General features: G+C 67.8%; 19 protein-coding genes, 2 pseudogenes and 1 riboswitch. Of the genes and pseudogenes, 12 read left to right on the top strand and 9 right to left on the bottom strand.

The window, feature by feature from the left end:
- The first annotated feature begins 106 nt into the window (after positions 1-106).
- Positions 107-1,516 (top strand): type I glutamate--ammonia ligase, encoded by a 1,410-nt coding sequence (glnA, locus tag DWB77_RS27370; protein ID WP_120724042.1) that lies wholly within the window; start codon positions 107-109, stop codon positions 1,514-1,516.
- A gap of 111 nt (positions 1,517-1,627) precedes the next feature.
- On the opposite strand, the gene DWB77_RS27365 is transcribed toward glnA, so the two are convergent.
- A complete protein-coding gene (locus tag DWB77_RS27365) occupies positions 1,628-3,649 on the bottom strand; it encodes a restriction endonuclease (protein ID WP_162952632.1) in 2,022 nt (673 codons plus the stop codon).
- Positions 3,650-4,083: 434 nt separating this feature from the next.
- Between DWB77_RS27365 and DWB77_RS27360 the strand changes: the two genes are divergently transcribed.
- Complete coding sequence (locus tag DWB77_RS27360; RefSeq protein ID WP_120724038.1) at positions 4,084-4,449, top strand: effector-associated constant component EACC1; 366 nt, start codon at positions 4,084-4,086, stop codon at positions 4,447-4,449.
- A gap of 2 nt (positions 4,450-4,451) precedes the next feature.
- Complete coding sequence (locus tag DWB77_RS27355) at positions 4,452-5,597, top strand: caspase family protein (RefSeq protein WP_246033929.1); 1,146 nt, start codon at positions 4,452-4,454, stop codon at positions 5,595-5,597.
- 340 nt (positions 5,598-5,937) lie between these two features.
- Here the strand turns inward: DWB77_RS27355 and DWB77_RS27350 are convergent, their stop codons facing one another.
- Positions 5,938-6,303: a YybH family protein gene (locus tag DWB77_RS27350; protein WP_120724034.1), complete on the bottom strand. Its 366-nt coding sequence runs from the start codon at positions 6,301-6,303 to the stop codon at positions 5,938-5,940.
- Positions 6,304-6,423: 120 nt separating this feature from the next.
- On the opposite strand from DWB77_RS27350, the gene DWB77_RS27345 reads away from it, so the two are divergent.
- Entirely contained in the window at positions 6,424-7,314 is an 891-nt protein-coding gene (locus DWB77_RS27345; protein WP_120724032.1) for a LysR family transcriptional regulator, read from the top strand.
- Positions 7,315-7,334: 20 nt separating this feature from the next.
- Here the strand turns inward: DWB77_RS27345 and DWB77_RS27340 are convergent, their stop codons facing one another.
- Complete coding sequence (locus DWB77_RS27340; protein WP_120724030.1) at positions 7,335-8,441, bottom strand: HoxN/HupN/NixA family nickel/cobalt transporter; 1,107 nt, start codon at positions 8,439-8,441, stop codon at positions 7,335-7,337.
- Between the two features lie 29 nt (positions 8,442-8,470).
- Positions 8,471-8,668: riboswitch (cobalamin riboswitch) on the bottom strand.
- Between the two features lie 90 nt (positions 8,669-8,758).
- Here DWB77_RS27340 and DWB77_RS27335 point away from each other — a divergent pair.
- On the top strand, positions 8,759-9,121 hold the full coding sequence (locus DWB77_RS27335) for a metalloregulator ArsR/SmtB family transcription factor (protein WP_120724028.1): 363 nt from the start codon (positions 8,759-8,761) through the stop codon (positions 9,119-9,121).
- A 190-nt stretch (positions 9,122-9,311) separates the two neighbouring features.
- On the opposite strand, the gene DWB77_RS27330 is transcribed toward DWB77_RS27335, so the two are convergent.
- Positions 9,312-9,593, bottom strand: coding sequence for a hypothetical protein (locus DWB77_RS27330; RefSeq protein WP_120724027.1), 282 nt, complete (start codon positions 9,591-9,593; stop codon positions 9,312-9,314).
- A gap of 117 nt (positions 9,594-9,710) precedes the next feature.
- On the opposite strand from DWB77_RS27330, the gene DWB77_RS27325 reads away from it, so the two are divergent.
- Positions 9,711-10,070 (top strand): arsenate reductase family protein, encoded by a 360-nt coding sequence (locus DWB77_RS27325; RefSeq protein ID WP_120724025.1) that lies wholly within the window; start codon positions 9,711-9,713, stop codon positions 10,068-10,070.
- A gap of 157 nt (positions 10,071-10,227) precedes the next feature.
- Here DWB77_RS27325 and DWB77_RS39015 read toward each other — a convergent pair whose 3' ends face one another.
- Entirely contained in the window at positions 10,228-11,217 is a 990-nt protein-coding gene (locus tag DWB77_RS39015) for a hypothetical protein (RefSeq protein ID WP_246033658.1), read from the bottom strand.
- A 464-nt stretch (positions 11,218-11,681) separates the two neighbouring features.
- Here DWB77_RS39015 and DWB77_RS27315 point away from each other — a divergent pair, with 464 nt between their 5' ends.
- On the top strand, positions 11,682-12,587 hold the full coding sequence (locus tag DWB77_RS27315) for a hypothetical protein (protein WP_162952631.1): 906 nt from the start codon (positions 11,682-11,684) through the stop codon (positions 12,585-12,587).
- Here DWB77_RS27315 and DWB77_RS27310 read toward each other — a convergent pair.
- Positions 12,571-13,047, bottom strand: coding sequence for a hypothetical protein (locus DWB77_RS27310; RefSeq protein ID WP_120728319.1), 477 nt, complete (start codon positions 13,045-13,047; stop codon positions 12,571-12,573). The two genes, DWB77_RS27315 and DWB77_RS27310, sit on opposite strands and share 17 nt — an antisense overlap.
- 59 nt (positions 13,048-13,106) lie before the next feature.
- Positions 13,107-14,582 carry an NF041680 family putative transposase gene (locus DWB77_RS27305; protein ID WP_162952630.1) on the bottom strand — a complete coding sequence of 492 codons (1,476 nt, stop codon included), beginning with the start codon at positions 14,580-14,582 and terminating at the stop codon, positions 13,107-13,109.
- A 123-nt stretch (positions 14,583-14,705) separates the two neighbouring features.
- Between DWB77_RS27305 and DWB77_RS27300 the strand changes: the two are divergent.
- Positions 14,706-17,921, top strand: a pseudogene (locus tag DWB77_RS27300) (RICIN domain-containing protein); the annotation flags it as partial.
- A 188-nt stretch (positions 17,922-18,109) separates the two neighbouring features.
- On the top strand, positions 18,110-18,376 hold the full coding sequence (locus DWB77_RS27295; protein WP_120724017.1) for a hypothetical protein: 267 nt from the start codon (positions 18,110-18,112) through the stop codon (positions 18,374-18,376).
- Here the strand turns inward: DWB77_RS27295 and DWB77_RS38005 are convergent.
- Positions 18,366-18,614 (bottom strand): hypothetical protein, encoded by a 249-nt coding sequence (locus DWB77_RS38005; RefSeq protein WP_162952629.1) that lies wholly within the window; start codon positions 18,612-18,614, stop codon positions 18,366-18,368. The genes DWB77_RS27295 and DWB77_RS38005 overlap by 11 nt on opposite strands.
- Positions 18,615-19,026: 412 nt before the next feature.
- Here DWB77_RS38005 and DWB77_RS27285 point away from each other — a divergent pair.
- A pseudogene (locus tag DWB77_RS27285) lies at positions 19,027-19,859 on the top strand (IS5 family transposase).
- 70 nt (positions 19,860-19,929) lie between these two features.
- Here DWB77_RS27285 and DWB77_RS27280 read toward each other — a convergent pair.
- Entirely contained in the window at positions 19,930-20,835 is a 906-nt protein-coding gene (locus DWB77_RS27280; protein ID WP_120724013.1) for a Gfo/Idh/MocA family protein, read from the bottom strand.
- A 348-nt stretch (positions 20,836-21,183) separates the two neighbouring features.
- Between DWB77_RS27280 and glnII the strand changes: the two genes are divergently transcribed.
- Positions 21,184-22,215: a glutamine synthetase gene (gene glnII / locus DWB77_RS27275; RefSeq protein ID WP_120724011.1), complete on the top strand. Its 1,032-nt coding sequence runs from the start codon at positions 21,184-21,186 to the stop codon at positions 22,213-22,215.
- A 376-nt stretch (positions 22,216-22,591) separates the two neighbouring features.
- Positions 22,592-23,173, top strand: a complete 582-nt coding sequence (locus tag DWB77_RS27270) for a winged helix-turn-helix domain-containing protein (RefSeq protein ID WP_120724009.1) — start codon at positions 22,592-22,594, stop codon at positions 23,171-23,173.
- Positions 23,174-23,198: the final 25 nt, after the last annotated feature.

Below are 23,198 nucleotides of genomic sequence, written 5' to 3'. Positions count from 1 at the left end.
TGGGAAATCCCGCCTGCCTATGGTCGGGTCCAGCGTGTGCCACCGCACTGGCCGCACGACCGAGCTGCAACCCCGCCCCTCCCCGGGTGGGAGTAGGAGGAGTTGGATGTTCCAGAACGCCGACGACGCGAAGAAGTTCATCGCGGACAACGACGTGAAGTTCGTCGACGTCCGGTTCTGTGACCTGCCGGGCGTGATGCAGCACTTCACGATCCCCGCGAAGGCGTTCGACCCGGCCGAGGAGCTCGCCTTCGACGGCTCGTCGATCCGTGGTTTCCAGGCCATCCACGAGTCCGACATGGCTCTCCGCGCGGACCTGTCGACGGCACGCCTCGACCCGTTCCGCAAGGACAAGACGGTCAACATCAACTTCTTCATCCACGACCCGATCACGGGCGAGCAGTACAGCCGCGACCCGCGCAACATCGCCAAGAAGGCCGAGGCCTACCTCGCCTCCACCGGCATCGCGGACACCGCGTACTTCGGCCCCGAGGCGGAGTTCTACGTCTTCGACAACGTCCGCTTCCAGACGTCGGCGAACGAGAGCTTCTACCACATCGACTCCGAGGCCGGCGCCTGGAACACCGGGTCGACGGAGAACAACCGCGGCTACAAGGTCCGTTACAAGGGCGGTTACTTCCCCGCCCCGCCGGTCGACCACTTCGCCGACCTGCGTGCCGAGATCTCCCTGGAGCTGGAGAACTCCGGCCTCCAGGTCGAGCGCCAGCACCACGAGGTGGGCACGGCCGGCCAGGCCGAGATCAACTACAAGTTCAACACGCTGCTCGCCGCGGCCGACGACCTGATGCTCTTCAAGTACATCGTGAAGAACGTCGCCTGGCGCAACGGCAAGACCGCCACCTTCATGCCGAAGCCGATCTTCGGCGACAACGGCTCGGGCATGCACGTCCACCAGTCCCTGTGGGCCGGCGGCGACCCGCTGTTCTACGACGAGCAGGGCTACGCGGGCCTCTCGGACATGGCGCGCTACTACATCGGCGGCATCCTCAAGCACGCCCCGTCGCTGCTGGCCTTCACCAACCCGACGGTGAACTCCTACCACCGCCTGGTCCCCGGTTTCGAGGCCCCGGTCAACATGGTGTACTCGCAGCGCAACCGCTCCGCCGCGATGCGCATCCCGATCACGGGCTCCAACCCGAAGGCCAAGCGCGTCGAGTTCCGCGCCCCGGACCCGTCCTCCAACCCGTACCTCGCCTTCTCGGCGCTGCTGCTCGCGGGCCTCGACGGCATCAAGAACAAGATCGAGCCGGCCGAGCCGATCGACAAGGACCTCTACGAGCTGGCCCCCGAGGAGCACGCGGGCGTCCAGCAGGTCCCGACCTCGCTCCCGGCCGTCCTGGACGCCCTTGAGGCGGACAACGAGTACCTCCAGGCCGGCGGTGTCTTCACCTCCGACCTGATCGAGACCTGGATCGACTACAAGCGCACGGCGGAAATCGCCCCGATCCAACTCCGCCCGCACCCGCACGAGTTCGAGCTGTACTTCGACCTGTAGGAATCCACGGCTGATTTGGCCTTTGACTTCGCCCGCGGGCCCCTCCTAAGCGCAGGAGGGGCCCGCGGTCTTGTGCTCGCGCACGCGTGCCGGTTGCCCCTTCGGCCACCGTCAGCCGCCGCCCTGCTGGAGGCCCCTCTCGATCGCAGCCGCAAGAGCGCGCAATCGCTTCGCCGCCGGACGCGCATCACCAATGCGAAACGTCGCGTAACGCGGGTCGTGTACGTCCTCGACACTCCGCACAATGTCCAAGTCGAGGCGATCGAATAGCCTGAATGTTTCGAGTAGCTCGTCAACATTCGGGGCCAGCTGTGAACCGCGCTCCATCAGCGCAATATCGCGGGCCGAAACAGCTTCCTCCGTTTCCGACTCAATCTTCAGTCGAGAAATCACGAGGGCCAGAGTGTCTAGTTCGCGCTGCCGGATGTCGATCAGTTCGATCAGCCTGGACAAACCATTAGGCACCTCGAAAAGTATTGCGACGTCCGCTGGCCTGAGACCCAGGGCCTCGCAGGAACTGACGACGCGCGCCAGCTCCTCAGCCGTGATGAGCGCCCACTGTCTTTTCTGCGCCATATTCTTGATGGTGTCGCCGCTGAAATCCGGGCCGATGATCGCAACGTACTGCGCCGAACGCTTTTCCTTGTGTGTATCGATAGCCACATCACTAACCTGAGTGTGGGCGACTCTCCCAGAGGACGTCGACTTTCCCTCCACAACCGCAGTCCGCAGGGACCCGCCATGGCCATACCACTGCACCAGAATATCCGTATCGCCAGGACCGCTAATTCGCTGCGCATGAAAACCCATGTGGCGGAACGCACTCTCGATGCACCGTTCAAAAGCTGAACCCGGCGCAGCCCCATCGGCAGATGGGTCGGCAGAGGTACGCTTCAACGCCTCAGTGATGCGTGCGACTTCGTCCGGCGTGGTGAGTACTGGCTGTGTCGACGCGGGCTCGAATTCCGTAGCGGCCTCGAGCCGACGCGGCGCGGCCAGGGGAAGCGTGTGAACGAGGCGTAGCCCGACCGCTGTAGCTTGAACCGAAGACCAAGACGTTTCGACTAGGAGACCCGCCTCAACCAGGAACGCGATGCGCCAGCGCACCTTGTCCTTGTTCAGGCCGTACTCAACACCTTCTCGATATACATCGTTCCGCAGAACTTTAGTATTTGCTGCGCGAATAATCTCGCCGACGAATCTCATTTTCGCGTGAAGAATCCGAATAAAATCAATATCCGATCCCGACTGCAACCAAGCCTTGGCTGCCGGAGTCGCGGCGAATACCCCGCGCATCACTTCTTGCAGAAGTCCAGCAGCTCGCATGAACGGCAACATCGAATCAACGCTACTGCGCTTCAGGCCGAACCGATCCGCAATGAATCTCAGCAGCGCCTCCTTTTCAATAGGAGCTGTGGCCGCCGCAATACACGTGCGCATGTTCTCAATCTTATTGGGGTCACTCTTCGGACTCGGAACCCAAATGTTGTAGGTACTTCTGGCTTCCTGGGCGCCCTGGCTTGCGACTAGCTGTTCCAAAAGTGCGGCTACCTCCTCTGGAACACCAGGGAGATCGATCACTTCGCCGGAGCTGTGGATCGCCAAGGCTTGAGGTGTCACGATGTCCGTGGCGGCAAAGAATGCATGGCCGTCTGAAGTCGCCCCCAACTTCCGCTCTCCGAGCCACTCGATCATCCCCAGGACTTCGAGCCACGTCGTCCGCATGCGCGTATTTTCTACGCTTGTCCAGTCGAGATTATATGCATCAATCAGCTCGGAATTTACCTCTTCGACTGTCATCGGCTTACGTACCAGTAGTCCGAGCGCCTCTGTGAACAGCCGGGTCCGACCAGCGAGCAGAGAAGCGAGGCGTGAGCGAGTCTCGTCTGCGAGCAGGTCGGAACCCTCAGCGGTCAGACGTAGGGCACCCCTTCCAGTCTCGACCAGTCCCATCTGGCGCAGCGCGTACGAGTACTGCCGCCAGGTTCTCGGAGACTCAATGTTTGCCAGTGATGGACGCGCGTCGAGATCGGCAACTCCACCGCTCTCAATCATCCGGATCAGCCCGAGAGTCAGCGGGAACATTTCGTCTTTCCGACAGAGGAGGTTCGGTACAGAGGACGCCTGCTTCATCCACCTGCTCCGCTGGGCTGCGAGATCAGCAGCATCCGAAAGAATGGCAGGCCCGCTGCCCGCTGCGCTGCCGACCTGCTTAGACCCGCTCATCTTCCTCGCCCGTTCCTTCCGTCTGCCAAATGCTCGCAGGGCTTATTTCGTGACCACCATAGAGTTTCTAATGCAAGCCAGTAGGCGTCATCTGGGGTCAGGCGTGTCGTTGCTTCCTTGGTCGTGCCCGCCTCCGACACCCGTCTGCAACGCGCGCGATGGCTCCGAACAACAAAAGCGGCCCGGCGTACCGGCGACATCCAGCCGTCAGACAGGTCTCTCTGCGCCTCGTTCCGCCCTATCCCCACGTGGTTGCGTGAAAGGACCGCTCTGGGCTCGGCCATGCACGACCATGGTTGGGATTTCTTAGTCCGGGTGCGACAACGACAGAGGGGGACCACATGCGCGTGGAGATTCGTGTAGAGCCGGCGGACGACGAGCTGCGCTCCCTGCTGAGCTGGCTCCGCCGGGACCCCGACCTTCGGCGTACAGCCAGCGTGGAGATGTGTGAGCAGGCTCCGCGCCCAGGCGAAATGGGGGCAGTCGCCGACATCGTGCAGTTGGTCACGGAGAACGGCTGGAGTGCCGCCAACTTCGCCCTGACGCTTGCTGCCTGGAAGCAGACACGTCCACGCGCCTCTCGCGTGACGGTCCGGCACGAGGATCTCGTTGACGCCCTGACCGATTGCAGTGACGAGGAGATCGAACGCATCACACAGCTCCTCCGCGTCGCTAGGCGCAACGATGAGGAAGGTTCGGCCGGTTGAGCGTGTTTCCGGATCCCGGGGTTTCGAAGGCGGTGTTGATCGGCACGAGCACGTACGACATCCTCGAAGACCTCCCCGCCGTCTCCAACAACCTCAGCTCCCTGGCGGAGGTGCTTACGGGGCCGACATCGTGGGGTCTTGGCAACGACGCCTGTGCCGTGCTGTCCAACCCTTTCAGCGCGGCGACGGCGATGAACCCGCTGCGCGAGGCCTGCGCCACGGCCAGGGACACTCTGCTCGTGTACTACGCGGGGCATGGGCTGGTCACGCCAGAGGGCGACCTCTACCTGGGACTGCCGCAGTCACAGCAGCACCGGGTCGAAACGGGGATTCCGTACAGCTGGGTCCGCAGCGCACTACTGGAGGGGCAGGCGGAGCGGACCGTCGTCATTCTCGACTGCTGTTACGGCGGGTTGGCTTTGGGAACCATGGGGCCCTCGGAGTTGGCTGCGCAGGCCGATGTCGAAGGAACATACTTGATCACAGCGGCCTCGGAGAACCGTCAGGCACTCGCCCCACCCGGAGAGCGCCACACCGCCTTCACCGGAGAGCTGCTCACCCTCCTGAGTTCCGGGATCGTGGGCGGCCCCGAACACCTGGATCTCGATAGCGTCTTCCGCGCGCTGCGTAGGGCACTCCCGGCCAAGGGCCGTCCGGTTCCGCAAGGGAGGGAGCGCAACAGCAATGGGCGGCTCGCGTTGGCCTGGAATCCCGCGTTCAGCAGGGCCCCTGTAACCGACCTCCCGAGTGCTGGGCGTATCAGCCAACGCACGTGGCCGGACCCGGCGACCGTCCACACCGTGGAGGGATTCGTCAGCGCGTTGGCGCGGGTCCGCGTCATTGGCGCCCTTACGCACACAGCCATCAGCCACCGTTCCGGCGGGCAGATCTCCGCCGGGACCGTCAGCAAGCTCCTCAACCGCAAGGATCTGCCCCTGACATGGCGGACGATCGGGATCTATCTCTCAGCGTGCGGGCTGCCTGACGAGCATTTGGATGACTGGCAGGCCTGCTGGGAACAGCTCCGGTCGGCTCCCCTGCCTACAGCCGTGTCCGCAGCCGGAGAGGCACAGAACCCCAGACCTCGCGTCCGGCCCTTCTGGGGGCGAACTGTCCGCAAGCTAGTGGGACGGCGTCCCTGTGACTGACTGGACCGTCCGCTGTGGCTGCGGCTTCGTGCCGTCGCCACTCTCTCCGAAGAAGGTGTTCCAGGCAGCGATCAGCAGGAGCACGCCCAAAGCCGCCGCCCAAAACCCGGGCTTTTTGGCCCTGCTGGATACCGTCGTCGGCTTCACGTAATGCGCTGCCCGGTAGTAACCCTTCCGCGTCTGTGCCATGGTCCCCATACCCCCCGATTTAGCACCTTGTCCGTCACTGTGAAGTGTGGCAGGACACTGGAGACAACGATCGGTGAACGGGGAACAGCGGCCGGATCTGATCGACGCCCAGCCGCGCCGTGGAGCGAAGCCGCGACGCGGGCGGGGACCTTCACTCCCCCCGCGAAACGAACTCCGGCTGGTCCAGTACGCGGAGCCAGCTGCCGTCGGGCTGGCGGCGGGCTACCTGGGCGCGGGCGCCGGTGCCGTCCTTCGGGGGGGTTGCCGTGAGGGCGAGGTCGCCGTTGAGCAGGGTCGGCAGGGGCTGCTCCTGTTCGAAGTGGGGGCGGTGGGCGAGCACCTTCTCCCAGAGTTCGCGGATCGCCTCGCGGCCCACCGTGCGGCTGCCCGGCGGGTAGGCCAGCACCGCGTCCTCCTCGTAGAGCGCGGCGACCCCGGCCGCGTCGCCGGCGTTGGACCGCTCGACGAACAAGCGCGTGATGTCCTCGGGTCGCATGGCCTTCTCGTACTGCGACATGGGGTCCTCCTGGGCTCGGTGGTGGCGGCCGTCCGCCTGGTGCTTCCGTACGACCAAGTCTCGTCGGGGGCACATCAGAAGTCCAACAGATGGATCTGATGGGAGCTAGAATCCACAGTCATGGACTTGAGGCAGCTCGAATACTTCGTCGCGGTCGCCGAGGAGCGGAACTTCACCCGGGCCGCCGAGCGGGTGCACATCAGCCAGTCGGGCGTCAGCGCCCAAATCCGGCAGCTGGAGCGGGAGTTGGGGGCCGAGCTGTTCGACCGGTCGGCCCGCACCGCCGCGCTCACCACCGCCGGAAAGGCCGCCCTCGACCACGCCCGGGCCGCGCTCGCCGCCGCCGGGGCGGTCCGTCAGGCCGTGGGCGAGGTGACCGAGCTGATCCGGGGCCGGCTGAGCATCGGCATGGTCATCGGCTGCACCGTCACGCCGCTGTTCGACGCCCTCGCCGCGTTCCACCGGGCCCATCCCGGCGTCGAGATCTCACTTGTGGAGGACCATTCCGACCGGCTCGTCGACGGGGTGCGCGCCAGCACCCTGGACCTCGCGCTCATCGGGACGCCGACCGCCGCCCACGAGGGCCTTGACGCCCTGACGATCATCGAGGAGCGGCTCGTCGCGGCGGTCCCGGCCGAGCACCCCCTCGCCAGGCAGGACCGGGTCACCCTGCGCGATCTCTGCGCGTACCCGATCGTGTGCATGCCACCGGGGACGGGGCTGCGGGCCGTCTTCGACCGGGTCTGCGCCGCGCAGTCCCTGCACCCGACGATCGCGCTGCAAGCCGGCGCCGCGGACGCCATCGCCGACCTCGCCGCCCGCGGGCTCGGCGTCGCCGTTCTCAGCGAGTCGATGGCCGCGCACTACCGTGACCGGCTCACCGCCCGGCTCATCGACGACGCCGAGACGCCCGCCTTCCTCTCCCTCGTCTGGAAGCACTCCCCCAGTCCCGCGGTGCGTGCGTTCCTCGCGCACGGCCGGCGGGCGTTCGGCATCTCGGGCACGGCCTGACTGCGGGGCGGTGCCACGCCTCAGGCGGCGCCCGCCCACTTCTGCTCGACCTTGCCGAACCGCCAGTACGCCAGGGCCGCCCCCCACACCACCACGAACAGGCCGACGATGACGAAGCCGACGTTGTCCAGGTTCAGGGACGCCACCCAGCCGCTGACCGGGTCGGTGAGGTCCAGCTTCTTGTGCAGGACGCCGACGAGCTCGATGGTGCCGATGAAGAAGGCCACCGCGATCGAGAGGCCCGTGATGGTGAGGTTGTAGTAGACCTTGCGCACCGGGTTGGAGAACGCCCACTGGTAGGCGAAGTTCATGAACGTGCCGTCGAGGGTGTCGAACAGGCTCATCCCGGCGGCGAACAGCAGGGGCAGGCACAGGATCGCGTACCAGGGCAGCCCGGCGGCGGCGCCCGTTCCGGCCATCACCATCAGGGTGACCTCGGTCGCGGTGTCGAAGCCCAGGCCGAAGAGGAAGCCCAGCGGGAACATCTGGCCGGGCCGGGATATGGACTGGGTGAAGCGGCGCAGGATGCGGTTCATGAATCCCCGCGAGTCCAGGTGGGCTTCGAGTTCCCGCTCGTCGTACGCGCCCGACCGCATCGCGCGGAACACCTTCAGGATGCCGAAGAGCGCCACCAGGTTGAGGGCGGCGATCAGGTACAGGAAGGAACCGGAGACGGTGGTTCCGACGACGCCGAGCACCTGGTGGGTGCTGGAGTCCTCGTTCAGGAGGACGCCGGCGAGCTGCGCGCCGCCCGCCACCAGGGCGGCCAGGACGACCACGACGCTGGAGTGGCCGAGCGCGAACCAGAAGCCGACGGAGACCGGCCGCTTGCCGTCCGCCATCAGCTTGCGGGTGGTGTTGTCGATGGCCGCGATGTGGTCGGCGTCGAAGGCGTGCCGCATGCCGAGCGTGTACGCGGTGATGCCGAGGCCGACGCCGTACGTCTTGGTGCCGACGGCGTAGTGCTCGGGGGCCACGAGCAGGAACAGGACGCCGAAGGCGACGACATGGAGGGCGGCTATCACCGCGAGGAGGACGGCGGTGCGCACGGTGTCCTCGCGCCGCCAGCGGAAGGAGGGCACCACGGGGGCGCCCGTATCGGGGGACGTGCGGACGGGCAGGGTCATTCGGGTCACGCTCCAGCACCTCGTGGATCACTTCGTGAGATGCCGCGGCCGGTCTCCTGGCTGACGGGTGGGTGCCTTGGTCCCGGCCTTCCCGGGCAGGTGGATCCTGGCCAGTGGCGTCGCGAGGGGACGGCGGCTCTCCGGAACCCGGAGAACCCGATCACAGTGGCGAGGGCCGCTCCGGTTTCGCACCGGTCTTCCCGAACACCACGGCCAGGTCACCCTAGACGCTGGTCAGTTGCCCGCACAGCTGCACAGCTGTGCAGGTATCGAAGATCACACCTGTCCGGGCGCCACGGCCCTGCGAGGATGCGGGCATGCATCTCGTCCCCGCCGAACGCGCCGGCCACCGCATCATCGACGGCCACCGGGTCTGCGACGCCGTCGCGGCCATCGGTGACCCGGACCGGGTGCGCGCCTGGGCCGACCGGTTCTCGCTGCTCGCCGACGCCAACCGGCTCGCCCTGCTCCTCGCTCTGCACCGGGCGGGCCCGCTGGCCGTCTCCGATCTCGCGGTGGCGACGGGCATGCGCGACCCGGCCGTCTCCCAGGCCCTTCGACTGCTCCGGGCGGCCGGAGCGGTCGCCGGCGAGAAGGAGGGGCGGGTGGTGCGCTATCGCGTGGTCGACGAGGCGACCGCGCGGCTCCTCGACGAGTACGCGGCGAACGCGCCGGTCTGAGGCGGAAGTTGGAGCGCCTCCGGGCGCGCCGAACCCGGCCCGTCCCTGGCCAACCATGGCCACCCCACCACACCCGGCCACACCCGGCCACACCCGGCCAGCCCGCCGCACCGCCGAACCCGGCCACCCCGCCCGAATCGTCTCCTCGGTTTCCCGAGGCACGATCCGGGCGGTCAGCGCCGGTCGCGGATCAGCGGCCGTCGTAGATCAGCGCGCGCACCATGCGGCAGGTGGCCTCCGACGGGGGGTGCACCCCGATCAGCGCCGCCATGGTGCGTATCGCGCGGTCGGGCGCCTGCTCGGGGCGGTAGACGCCCGTGTCGAGCAGGGCGATGGCCAGGCGCATCGCCTTCAGACGCCGGTTGTGGGACTCGTACCACACACGCGGGCGCCCCGCGGGCAGCGGCACCTTGTGCAGGGGCTGGAGGGACAGCTGTTTCGGGGCGTGCGAGGTGAGTACGGCAGCGGTCATGGGCGTCCTCCTGGGCGGTCGGGAACCCTCACTAACTGCCTCAATTTTACTGCGGGGCACTGACAATCGGCCCTGGCCGGCAGGGCTTTGGGGATGTCTCGCAGGTACCCTTGCCGCATGGAGATCTGGATCAATCCGGCCTGCTCGAAGTGCCGCAGCGCGGTGGACCTGCTGGACGCGGAGGGCGCCGACTACACGGTGCGCCGTTACCTGGAGGACGTGCCTTCGCCCGAGGAGATCCGGGCCGTGCTCGACCGGCTCGGCCTCGAACCGTGGGACATCACCCGCACCCAGGAGGCCGCCGCCAAGGAGCTCGGCCTCAAGGACTGGCCGCGCGACGCGGACGCCCGTGAGCGCTGGGTCGCGGCGCTCGCCGAGCACCCCAAGCTGATCCAGCGCCCCATCATCACGGCGGACGACGGCACGGCCGTGGTGGGCCGCACCGACGACGCCGTACGCGACGCCCTGTCCCGCTAGGCTAGCTCCTGACGCCCTCCGCCGAGGTCCGGTCAGTGACTGGATAGCTGAGACCGTCGTCGGCTTGGAGCGGGCGCCTCGGGGCCGTGAACACAAAGAGGCCCGCGCGCGGCCCTGCGATGCAGGGCCACGGGCCTTCGCTGTACTGGTCGCGGGGTCAGCCGCCCAGGTTGCGGTGCTCCTTCGTCGGGATTGAGAAGGTCGCCGGCCGCCGACGGGGCGGCTGGGTGGCGCAGGGCGGTGACCGGTACGGCACCAGGCTCGGTGCTGGGAGCCCAGACCATCCGTCAGGTGTCGTCCCACTCGCATCCTCAGCCGTGATCGGGGTGGGGGTGCCGTAAGAAGACGCCGTGGGTGTGGACGGCGCGCGGGATGCGGGGGATGCGGACCGCCGGGTCGTCGCCGGGGTACGGATGCAGGTTCCGCCAGCCGTGGACCCTGACCATGTACGCGACGGCGGCCTCGATGATGTCGGCCCACCGCTGGTGCCGAGGACGATGAACGCGACCGGGTAGAGGTGGTCCTGGGTCCGGTCGTCGATCCCGGTGACGTACAGGCCGCGATGGGCGACGAAGCCGCTGTCGGACGCGTCGTCGCCGGGCATCCAGAGCTGTTCGACGGGGTGCGGGGTGCCGTCCTTGCTGGTCTCGATCTCGTACAAGGCCGGGGCGGTCACGCGCTCACCCCCGCGAGGGCAGCGTCCAGGAGCGCACGGCGTCGGCGTCGTACGGGTCAGCGCACAGCCGGTGGTCGCTGACGTCGAACCAAACCGCACGCTGACGCGGAACCCGGGCACGAGGGTGCTCTCCGGCCCGTCCAGCGTGGCGGTGAGACGGTCGTAGTCCTGCTGGGCGTGCCGGGTCTGGGTGTACGGGTCGAGGCGCAGCAGGGTATAGCCGTCGAGGCTGTTGTCGCGTTTGCGGGCCTCGATGTAGAGGGCGTAGTGCGCGGGGGCCATGCCGACGTCGTCGGGCAGGGGCAGGTCGGAGGCGGCGTGGGTGAGCATCGTGTAGCCGGTCTGGCAGACACCGAGGCTTGTGCTGGTCTCGCAGGGGTACCAGCCGCCGTCGGTGTAGCCGTCTGGCGGCCGTGGAAGAAGCCGCGGGCGTGCGGGGGTCTCGGGGTGGACCACGGCGACGGTGATCACTCGGAGCCGTGGTCATCGCCGACGGGTTTGCGCGCGTTCCACGACGCCGGACGTTCACGATCGAGCCAATTTGGAGTGTCGGCGATTCGCGCACCCCTCCGTTTTCTCAACGCCGCACACCACGGGCTTTTCGAAGTGGCGTCGGCAGCAGTCATCCCCTCTGGTGCCGCTCCGCCTTGGCTTGTCCCAGACAGCCCCCAGGAAGACCCTTGCCACTTACAGCATTCTTATGTCAGGTGGGCACCTCGCGCACACAGGTTCTTCACCCAACCGTGTCCGTGTACTCGGTGGCCGGGGGCCCACCATTGGGGCAGTGCTGCGTCACGGTTCTCGTGCCGCGTCTTGTTTCACGATCCCGTTTGCGTGGCGCGTCTGTGATGCGCGGTCAAGGCGTCGATCCAGAAGCCTTGGTCGGTTCCCGGTCGTCTGTCCCACCCGTGTGAACGACGACGAAGAAGGATCTCTTGAAGCACTCCAAACCTTGGTTCCGTATGCCCGGATCACGAAAGTCTCCGGTCCTGACCTCGCTGGTAACTTCCGTTATGGCGCTGGCTGTTGCCGCCGGGCTGGCCGTCCAGCCTGGGGTGCTGGACCACGATCAGAGAACGGGTACGGTTGCCGATTCCGATCCGGCGTTGCAGACAGGCAGCTCTCTTCGGCGGGACCAGTGCCTGATGGCCGGTGTGTTGCGCCTGGGCGGAGCTGCGATGACGCAGACCGCGCAGGACGGTCTCAACCAACCTCCCGACAAGCTGCACGCTTTGGCCGACATGCAGTACTGGCAACAGACACCTCTGGGGGCGGCGTTCGACAAGGACCGCGCCACGGGAGACCAGCAACTGGCGGATCTCGACACCACTTCGCGACAGACGGTCCAGATGGGCGGGCTGCCGAACCCTCCCGGAACTCACGACGTCGGTGAGGACCGCCGGACCTTCTACGACCAGATCGGTCTGACGAAGTGGATCTCTGAGCGCTGGTGGCAGGACGAAGGCGTCTTCTACGACGACCCCACACCCAAGATGGACGTGCTGACCCGCCAGGCCGTAGACAGGCTGGGCAGCCCGCGCTACCCGTCCTCCTTCTCCGATGGCGGAGACGGAAACAGCGAAGAACGCTACGCGTTCAGCTATATGCATGACTCCTCGAACTTTCTGGTCGGAGCCGGCGCGGACGACGCACGGCTCTTCCTCGCCGCGGGAGGCTTCCCGCGCACTGCACCACAGCCAGGAACGCCGGAGTACCGCATAGCAGTAGAAGACGTGAAGTCCCGATTCGTATCGTGCGCGTGGAGGGATCCACTAGATCCGAACCAGGTTCTTAACTTGTCGTTTAACGGCTCTGCCTTGCTTGTCAGTCCCATGCGTTGAAGAGGACTCCGCCCAATGTCGTGATGCCGTAGAAGCGGACCTCACGCCACTCGCCCGGCCCGAGCACTGAGGTGTCCACGTCGGATAGCGGTGTGGCAAGCAACTCGCTGCTCAGGACGTCGAAGCCGGCGTCGGTAAAGGCATGAGCCCACGGAGGCGGTGCGAGGAACTCCTCCCCGTACCAGTTCCGACGTGTCTGGGCGAAGGCGATCCAGGGGTGATGAGCGTGACACAGGACGATGCTCTCGCCTGCGCCTCCGACGACCGATGCGGTGTGGAAGGTCCGAGGGTATGGGTGTTCCTCCACCTCGCCCACTTTGCCTCCGGCGCCGCGGGCAGCGGCATACAGAGCGGTTCGGAACGCCCGCAGGTCGGTCTTCGGGAGCGGGCCCTCCTTCGGCCAGAAGAAGCCTGTCGCCCCCCGCGGCAGCACAAAGCTGGCGTTCCCGTCGTTGACCATGTCCCTCATTTTGCCTGGTGGGAGGTTCATCGGTTGTCATAAGGGCGTGAGCTGCGGGTTCACGCTGTGCGGCGAGGCTTGGTGCCCACCTTGTGATGGGCGGGACGGGTATACGCCTCGCCGGTCGCGAGGACTCTGCCCACGTCATGACGGGGGGCGGGGTGACGGTTCTTTGAGCCCGGCGGACGGCCGGGTCCAGGGCGGGACGGTTTCGGTGCACCGGTAGGAGTGCCGGTCTTCGTGCGCAGGTTCCTAAACCCCCGTCGGACGCGGGCAGGAGTAAGTCTGTTCGGCTCGGTTGGCTTCTCCCAGGGACGCCGGAGGTCGGCGGCCAGCGGGCGGGCGAGCCGGAGCTGGGCATAGGCGGCGATCACCAGCCAGGTCCACCTGTCGGCTGCTTCCGAGCTGCGAAGCCGGGGCTTGGTCCATCCGAGCGTCTGCTTGAACAGGCGGAATGTGTGCTCGATGTCGAAGCGGCGGAGGAAGGACTGCCAGCAGCGGTCCACGTCGCCCGTGGTGGCGTCGGTGCCCGACCACCACAGCCAGACCGGCTTGTTGACCCCGCCGCTGGGCAGCTTCTCCACGACCAGACGGATGACAGTGCCCTCGATGAGAGGAAGCGGGCCGTCGTGGTCGAGCCAGGCCGCCCGACGTGTCAGCCTCGGATGCAGCCGGTCCCACGCCTGCGCGGTCGCCTTCCCGTAGCGGCGAGTGTCGGTGACCGTCACGGCCTGCTCGGTGCCCCAGGTTGCCGGGTCGCCGAAGACGAACTCGCCGCCGTGCTTCGGCGGTCGCCCGCCTTGGGGATAGGACAGGGCGTACTCCTTGAGCGAGGGCGTCGGTCGGCGCATCACCCGGTCCGACCGCAGTCGGCCCAGGATCTCGACGGGCAGGTCGCCCAGCAGGTGAGCGATGCGGGGCGCGTCGTATCCGGCGTCCAGCACTACCAGGACATGGGGGTCTCCCTGCTTCCACTGGCCGGCGGCGACGAGCCGTTCGATGACCTCGCGGAGCTGGACCGTGGTCACCGCGGCGACGTCGGCGCCGGGGTCCAGGCGCACAGCGTCCAGCACCGCTGTCCAGGACGTGCGGCCGGTCTCCAGCGCGGCCACCACCGAGTAAGGCCAGCCAGGCACCATCTGATGCTTGCCCTCACCCCGGCCGAACGTGTGGCAAAAGGCCCGGTCGGCACAGGTGTTGGCGTCCGGCCGGAGCCACGGCGAGACATCCACCGCCAGCACGAGCCGACCGTCCACCGCCCTGGGCAGCGGCGCCCCGGCCAGGGCCCGACGCAGCCGGGCGACATCGATCCGTCCCTGGTTGAGTCCGCCGTACAGAGCTCCGTGACCACGGCGGTGTTCGGGAGCGAGCGCGAGATCGACCAGTGTCCGCACCGGCCCGTCCGTGCACAGCAGCGCGTCGCATAACTCGAATAATGCGTCGCCCCGCGCGGTCAGACACGCATACAGCTCCGACCGGAAGTGTGAGACTTCCGCGAACGCATCCCGCAGGACGCCCTGATGCACCAAACTCACGGCCACGGCCTTCGTGTTGATCCACTCTGTGACGGAGCACAGGATCAGACGAAGGCCGCCTGCACGTCCGCCGAACTGCGAAAACGCTGACCAAGTTCGATCCGCGTTCGACGCCGGACCATAAATGACAAGCTTAAAGACATCACCGCAACTGCCGCGTCGGAATGGCAGCAAGAGATCACCTCACAATCCCCGCAGCGCAACCAGATCCTCAACGCCAGCAAGGACGCGACTACAGCCCTGATCGCCGGTTCCAAGGCGCTGGGGACGCTGCTCGGTCACTCCGAGGTGGCCGACCACATGGCCCGCTGGCAGGACTACTGGGCCCCGGGCGGGGTTGGCTGGGTCGGTGACGCACCGGCCGTGGTTGAGGTGCATGGCGCTGCTGGCAAGTGCCTGGATGTTGAGGGCGGCCGCACGGACAACGGCGCGCCTGTGCAGTTGTGGACCTGTAACGGCACCACAGCCCAGCAATGGATCCTCTACAACGACGACCACGGCCCTCACCTCAGGAACAGCAGTTCCTACAAGTGCCTTGACGCCGCTGGCGGTAAGACCGACGACCGCACCAAGATCCAGATTTATGCCTGCAACGAAACCCCGGCACAGACGTGGCAGTACAACCTGCGCGCCACCACACCGCTGAAGAACGCGGGCGCGGGTAAGTGCCTGGACCTGAACACCTTCGACAACGGCAAGGACGCGTGGCTGTGGACGTGTAACGGCACCGCAGCCCAGCAGTTCGACATCAAGCCCACAGGTCACCACGCGACCGGCCAGCCGGTCCAGGCCGACTTCGACAAGGCCAAGTCTCTTACCGCGGGCGCCCAGGCAGGTGCCAAGCAGCAGCTCGCGAATCTGAGAGCGCAGCTCGCCGCCGCGCAGAAGGCTGCCACCTCCTCAGAGGCGGCGATGCAGACCTCCTACATGAGCGCTGATGCCGCCGGGGCGCCACGAGGCCGGGGCCTTCTGGTGGGTCAGCAGAAGGATCAGGTCACCAAGGGCACGCTGGCCGCGCTTCAGGCGATGGTGAAGGCCGGTGAAACGGCCGAGGCCGCCACCCGGGCGTCTGCGGGGGACAGTCAGACCATTGCGCAGCGCGCGCTGGCGCAGGCTGCGCAGGTGCAGACCGAGTTCCGCAAGAAGGCCGCGGAGACGGCCGAGTTGCAGGCCAAGGCCGCAGCGGATGCGGCGAAGATCCACCGCGACAACGCCAAGAAGGACAAAGAGACGGCGGAGGCAAAGCTCGCCGACACGGTGAAAGCGGAGGCCAAGGCCAAGGCAGCCGCCGCCGACGCGCACGCGAAGCGGCTGGCCGCCGAGGCCGAGTCGGCGACAGCGAAGGCGGAGAAGGAAACAGCCGTCGCCAAGCAAGCCGATGCCGCCCAGCACCGGCAGAACGCCCAGACCGAGGCGGGCAAGGCCAAGGACGCCAAGGACAAGGCCGAGGCCGCCGAATCCACCGCAGTCGAGAAGAAGAACAGCGCCGTCACCGCACGCGACAATGCCAAGGCCAAGCGAGACGACGCCTGGGACGCCCAACAGAAGTCCGACGCGGCCCGAGCCAAGGCAGACGCGAAGGATGCGTACGCCCACGCGCACGAATCCGATGACCAGGCCAAGGCGTCCAGAGCTGCGGCAGATGAAGCGGCCAGGCAAGCAGATGCCGCCGAAACCGCCGCAAGCAACGCCAGGTCGGAAGCGGACGCAGCAAGCCAGGCGGCAGCGGACGCCGATGCGGCAGCCACTCGTGCCGAGGCAGCAGCCAAGCGTGCCCGCTCCGACGCGGACGGCGCCCAGGCCGCCAAGCTCGTAGCCGATGCCGCTGTGACTACCGCGACCAGCGCCGAGGCCGATGCCGTCGCAGCGTCGCAACACGCTTCCGCCGAGGCCAGCGCGGCAGTCGCTCTCGCCGATGACGCCGAAGAGAAGGCGAAGACCGCTAAATCGGAAGCCGACGCAGCGAGCAAGGAAGTCCCCAAGGCTGTCGAGGCGGCAGCCAAAGCAGCCGGCTTCGCCCACGTCACCGCGCAGGCCGCCGAGGACGCCGGCAACGCGGCTGCTCAGGTTGCCAAGCCCGCCAACGACGCCATCCAGCTCGGCTCTCCCTACGTGACCACCGACTCGGCAGCCGGCCTTGTGGTCCTCACCGGTCAGGCGTCCAAGACGATCGCCGAGCAGCAAAAGGCCGTCGCCGACGCCCACGCCAAAAACGCCAAGGAAGAGGCCGCCGCGGCTCAAGCCCTCGCCGACCAGGCCCAGGCCGACACCAAGGAGGCCTACCAGCACGCTGCCAACGCCGCCCGCTACGCCGCCGACGCCCGCGGCTACGCCACCGAAGCCCTCGGCTATGCCTCCGACGCCGCGACCGCGGCGTCCAAAGCTGCCGACTCACTGGCCCGCACCGTTGAGTATGACCGCCAGGCCACGGAGGACGCAGCCGCCGCCAACAACGCAGCCGGCACGGCTGAGGGCTTCGCCAAGGAAGCCCGCACCGCCGCCGACCAGGCAGCTCTCGACGCGACCGCCGCCCACGCGGCAGCAGACAAGGCCACCCAGGACGCCAAGGACGCACGCGCCGCAGCCGACCGCGCCAACATGGCTGCGACCGAAGCCGAACAAGCGGCGAAAGACGCCGACAAGTTCGCCAAGGAAGCCCAGACGGCCGCCGACCAGGCTGAACAGCAGAACGCCAACAAGGGGGTATCTGGGGGATCCGGCACCGGCATTCCTGGCTTGTTCGCCGTTCCGGACGAGTCGACCGTCGAAATCGTCAGCTCCAAACAAATCGGCAAGTGCCCGGGGATGCCGGATGCCGCGTTCCTGGGCTGCGACGCGGTGTACGACCTGGTCGTCACCTACCAGGCTGACTTCTATCTGTGCACGGACGCCCAAGCCCAGGCCACGGTTAATGGTTGCCCGAAGTCGGCGTGGCAGTTCCTCCAACGAGCCACGCTGACGGGCACCAAGATCGATGGCTGGTCGCACCACTTCTCGGGCAAGGACATCGTCCGCGCGGGATGGCAAAGCCTCTTCGGTGACGTCCCCGGAGCCATCCTGTTCTCCTTCTTCGCAGCAGACCTGATGGACTGCTGGCATGGCAGCAAGAGCGCTTGTGCCCTGAGCCTCGCCTTGTATGTCCCAGTTGAAGGTCTGCTGGGCCCGATCGCACGTGCCGTCACAGCAGTAGATGCATCAGCCAAGACCGGCATCGGCTTCACTGACGCCTGGAAGGCCCTGCGCGCGCTCCCCGTGTCCGAAGAAGCGCTTGCTGGGATCGGCGCCAAGGCGCTCGACGCACTGAGCAAGGCGCGGAAGTTGTGCAACGGCATGAGCTTCCGCACTCACCTCGCCGTGGCCCGAGTGACATCGGTTGGCGCCTCTGGGTGCCCGACCGGCACCATGGTGCTCGGGATCGGTGAGCACTCGGAAGCTCTGGCCAAGGAGATCCAGGGGGGTACACCTTCAACGGCGACGCTTTCGCGGCGATAGTCGGTAGGGCCAACGGGAAGCCGATTTCCCTGTGGATGACCGAGGTATCGAACGTCCTCCGCAACAACGGCAAGGTCGCAGTCAGCCTGAAGGGTTTCGACGGAGAAACAGCGGCCGAGCAGTACGCTCTCGCGTACAAGAAGTGGCGCTCGGGTGACTGGGCGGCCACCCAGTGGGAAATGGGCCAGATCGGTCTCCAGATACAAATGGGAAACTTCGAATGGCGCAACATCACGTTCTACAGCAAAGAAGGCAAGGTAGTGGAAATACCCGAACCGAACTGGGACATGCTCAATGGATGAGGTGACGCCGGAATCGGCTGGCTCTGAAATCTTCCGATCCGACAGGCGCTTCAAGGTCTGGCAGTACGCCGTAGGACATCGTCGGCTCCTCCTCCGCAGCAGCCGGGACATGCCGCCAGCTACCCGGATCGAAATCTACTTCGCCAACGTCGACCTCATGCTCCTCCGTCCCGGCTACGACGGTCTGGTCATCCGACGGGCTGACGACGGGCAATGCGAGAAGGTCGGCCTCGAACACGGAGTGGAAGTAAAGCCCGGGCGCCTGTTCTTGCTCGGCACTGACCTACGGAGCTTCGTCGTATCGGCACCTCCACAGTGGCATGAGGACGAAGGCGCCATGGACGACCCATCGTGGTTCGGCCCACTGCGCGGAACACACTGAGAACCGGCCAGGAGCGTGTCACTTTCCGCTTGTTCTGAGGACCAAGCTCGCTCCAACAGGAAACCGGCCCCTGGCTCCATCGAAGCAAGACCTTAAGAGCAATAGCCCTTCCCCCGACTCACCCGGGTCGAGGGAAGGGCTATCGCCTGCGGCTCTACCCGGCCGAAGGTGTGGCAGTCGACCGTCAAGCGCCTAGTAATGCAACGGCTTTTCAAGGCACCTAGGGTCTGTCGTCAAATAGCGATCTTCGGTTTTGGATCCTGGTCGGGTGATACGTCGTCCTGAACTGTCCGATGCTGAGTGGGAGTTTGTCCGCCCGTTGTTGCCGGTCTCCTCGCGGGGCCGGAAGCGGCTGGACGACCGAACGGTCCTCAACGGGATCGTGTGGTAGTTCCGCACCGGGGTGGCCTGGCGGGATGTGCCCGAGCGGTACGGGTCGTGGGCCACGCTCACACCCGGTTCCGCCGGTGGGCAAAGGACGGCACCTTCGAGCGGGTGCTCCAAGCAGCGCAGGCCCAGGCGGACGCGCGTCCGGTGACATCGGCCGGCTGGTATCGGTCGACTCCACCGTCGTGCGCGCCCAACAGCATGCGGCCGGACCGCGAAAGGAGGGCTCCGCCTCCCGGCGCTCGGACGTTCGCGAGGCGGCCTGACCAGCGAGATCCATCTCGCCTGCGATGCGTTCGGCAGGCCACTCGCCTTCACCGTCACGGGCGGGAACACCAACGACTGCACCCAGTTCACCGCCGTGATGGAGGCGATACGAGTGCCCCGGCTCGGCCCGGGACGTCCCCGAGTACGGCCCGCCCATGTGCTGGGCGACAAGGGCTACAGCTCGAAGGCCATCCGGACCTGGTTGCGACACCGCGGCATCAGCCACACCATTCCCGAGCGCGCCGACCAGGTCCGCAACCGGGCCCGGCCCGGCAGCCGGGGCGGACGCCCGCCAGCCTTCGAAAGGGGCCGCTACAACCCGCGCAACGTCGTGGAACGGTGCTTCAACCGACTCAAGCAGTGGGCGGCATCGCCACCCGCTACGACAAGACCGCCGAGTCCTACCAGGCAGCCGTCACCCTCGCGTCGCTCCTGATGTGGGCGTGACACTTTGACGACAACTCCTAGGACCGACGAAGCCGTACGCGACGCCCTGCCCCGCTGGGCCCCCCGCCCGCTACGCGCGGCCGAGTTGGGCCTCGGCGTCGGCCAGCAGTTCGGTGACCCGCGCCCCGAACCGTACGTCGCAGGGGTGCGCCACCCCGGTGCGGGCCGCGTCCAGGAGGGCGTCGATCGCGGCGGCGAACGCGCCCAGCGGGCCGTCCCATTCGGGCATCACGGTGGCGCCCTCCGCCCCAAGCAGCGACACCTCCACGCCCGCGGCGGCCGGCGGTGCGGTGAAGCTCAGGTCGGCGGTGCTGGAGGCGCCCGAGGCGTGCCGCAGGATCAGGTGCGCGGTGTCGCCGGACCCGGCAGCGGCCGTCAGGCCGGTCACTTCCCCGAGCACCCCGGACAGTACGGCCAGGGCATGCGGGCCGACGTCCCAGAGCGCGCCCTTCTCGCCGCGCCAGGGCGAGGCGGCATAGGGGTTCTCCCCGGCGTCCGGCGCGAAGAGGGCCGCGTACCACTGGGCCCGCCCGGTGAACCAGCCGTCCCGGGCGGCCTGTTGGGCCACCCACGCGGCGGTCTCCGGCGCGAACCGCAGCGTGAAGAACACGACCGAGGCGACCCGGGCCCGCTCGGCGGCGGCGGCCAGCTCACGGGCGGTCGCCACGTCGGTGGCGACCGGCTTGTCCAGGAGCAGATGGCAGCCCGCGGCCGCGGCGCGGACGGCGAGGGGGGCCTGGACGTCCGGCGGCAGCGCGAAGGCGACGGCGTCGCACTGCGCGAACAGGGCGTCCGCGTCCTCGTACACCGCCACCCCGTGCTCGCGCGCGATCACGGCCGCCGCCTCGGGCCGCCGCCCCCACACCCCCACGAAGTCGACCCCGGGGTGCGCGGCGAGCGCCGGGGCGTGGGTGGCGGCGGCCCAGGGGCCGGTGCCGAGGAGGCCGATGCGGGCGGGTGCGGCGATGTCGTTCATGGCGTCCAGTCTGCCCCGGGCGCCCCGCACGGCGCGAAGGGCGGTCCGCCGCCGCGGTATACGAGCCGGACGCGGCGGGGCGCCGGGCGCCCGGGCGCGGTGCGGACGGCTCCTTGGGAGGAAGCGCCGGGGTTCGGGGCGCCGCTCTTGGAGGAACCACGGAGCCGGCGGGCCCCGGGCGGCCCTTCGCCGCGTCAGGTAACACCGGGTTCACAAACGGGCAACGGCCGGGAAATTTCGAAGTGTGAGGCTCCGGGCATACAGCAGCGCCGCAGCGTGGCAGCGCGCAGGCACCCCCAGCTCCCGCAGCTCTCACAGCTCTCGCAGCTCCCGCAAAGGATGGCTTCCGTGACGTACAAGGCCGAGTACATCTGGATCGACGGCACCGAGCCGACCGCCAAGCTCCGTTCCAAGACGAAGATCATGGCCGGGTCGCCCGTCGCCGTCGGCGAGCTGCCGATCTGGGGCTTCGACGGATCCAGCACCAACCAGGCCGAGGGCCACGCCTCGGACCGCGTCCTGAAGCCCGTCGCCTCCTACCCGGACCCGATCCGCGGCGGCGACGACATCCTCGTGCTGTGCGAGGTCCTGAACATCGACGGCACCGCCCACGAGTCCAACACGCGTGCGCTGCTGCGTCCGGTCGCGGAGCGGTTCGCGAGCCAGGAGCCGATCTTCGGCATCGAGCAGGAGTACACCTTCTTCGACGGCGCCCGCCCGCTCGGTTTCCCCGTGGGCGGCTTCCCCGCCGCGCAGGGCGGTTACTACTGCGGCGTCGGCGCGGACGAGATCTTCGGCCGCCAGATCGTCGAGAAGCACCTCGACCACTGCCTCGCCGCGGGCCTCGGCATCTCCGGCATCAACGCCGAAGTGATGCCCGGCCAGTGGGAGTTCCAGGTCGGCCCGCTCTCCCCGCTGGAGGTCTCCGACCAGCTGTGGATCGCGCGCTGGCTCCTGTACCGCACCGCCGAGGACTTCAACGTCTCGGCCACCCTCGACCCGAAGCCGGTCAAGGGCGACTGGAACGGCGCGGGCGCCCACACCAACTTCTCGACCCGGGCGATGCGCGAGGGCTACGACGCGATCATCACGGCGTGCGAGTCGCTCGGCGAGGGCTCCAAGCCGATGGACCACGTCAAGAACTACGGCGCCGGCATCGACGACCGTCTGACGGGTCTGCACGAGACGGCCCCGTGGGACCAGTACAAGTACGGCGTATCGGACCGCGGCGCCTCGGTCCGCATTCCGTGGCAGGTCGAGGTGGACCGCAAGGGCTACATCGAGGACCGCCGCCCGAACGCCAACGTCGACCCCTATGTGGTGACCCGGCTGATCGTCGACACCTGCTGCACCGGCCTGGAGAAGGCCGGCCAGGTCTGAGCCGCTCCCCCAAGTGCCGCAGGGGCGCCCGCCGTTGACCGGTGGGCGCCCCTGCGGCGTTCGGGGCCGTATCGGAGTGACTGATTCCGGTCACGCTGTGCCCCCGCCTCGTATCAGTCCGTGGGAGGGGGCTGCTGCGCCGGGCCTCTCGTCTGGTTGAATGGGGACATGACCAGCGCCCCGAGCACCTCGACAGGTCGCACCGACCTCGAGCCGTTCTGGCCGTCGCGTCAGGACCACGACTTCGACCGGGTGTGTTGCCGCGCGAGGAACGCGCCGGCCCTCTAACGCCTCGATCCCCCTCCAGGCCTTCGGCCCGCGCGCAACGACGTACGTCTCCTGCCGACGACTCTCCGCGCGAAAGAGCTGACCTCTCATGGCGAACACCCGTACCCTCCAGCCCTCCGACGCCCCCGCCCCCCTTGCCCGGGGCCGGCACCGACTGCGGGCCGTGGACCGCGACGAGGTGGCCCGGCCGGCCGCCGGCCAGATCCTCGACTTCCTTCCGCCGGGCGCCACCTGGCTGCCCGCCCCCCAGCACACCCTGCCCGCGCTGCCGGGCCGGCCCCCGATGGTCGGCTATCTGGTGCTGGTCCCGGCCGACCAGCAGCCCCCGGTGCTGGCCGCGGCGCCCGAGTCCCTGACGCCCGTGCCCGTCGAGCCCGCGGTCGGCGGTGACGCCCTGGTACGGATCGACGGCGCGCGCCGCATCGCCTCGGTGTACGGACGCCAACTCGACCTCACCTACCTGGAGTTCGAGCTCCTCGCCCACCTGGTGGCGCATCCGCACCGGGTGCACACCCGCGACCAGCTGGTGACCACGGTGTGGGGGTACGGGCACGTCGGCGACGGCCGCACCGTGGACGTCCATGTGGCCCGGCTGCGCCGCAAGATGGGCGCCGAGCACCGCGGGGCCATCCAGACCGTGCGCCGGGTGGGCTACAAGTACGCCCCCTGATCCCCGTGCCGGGCCACTTCCCCCG

The sequence above is a fragment of the Streptomyces hundungensis genome, from assembly GCF_003627815.1.
In the GTDB taxonomy this organism is placed as follows: domain Bacteria; phylum Actinomycetota; class Actinomycetes; order Streptomycetales; family Streptomycetaceae; genus Streptomyces; species Streptomyces hundungensis_A.
The sequence above is the reverse complement of the archived record's forward strand: the minus strand, read 5'-3'. Positions and strand labels throughout refer to the sequence as shown.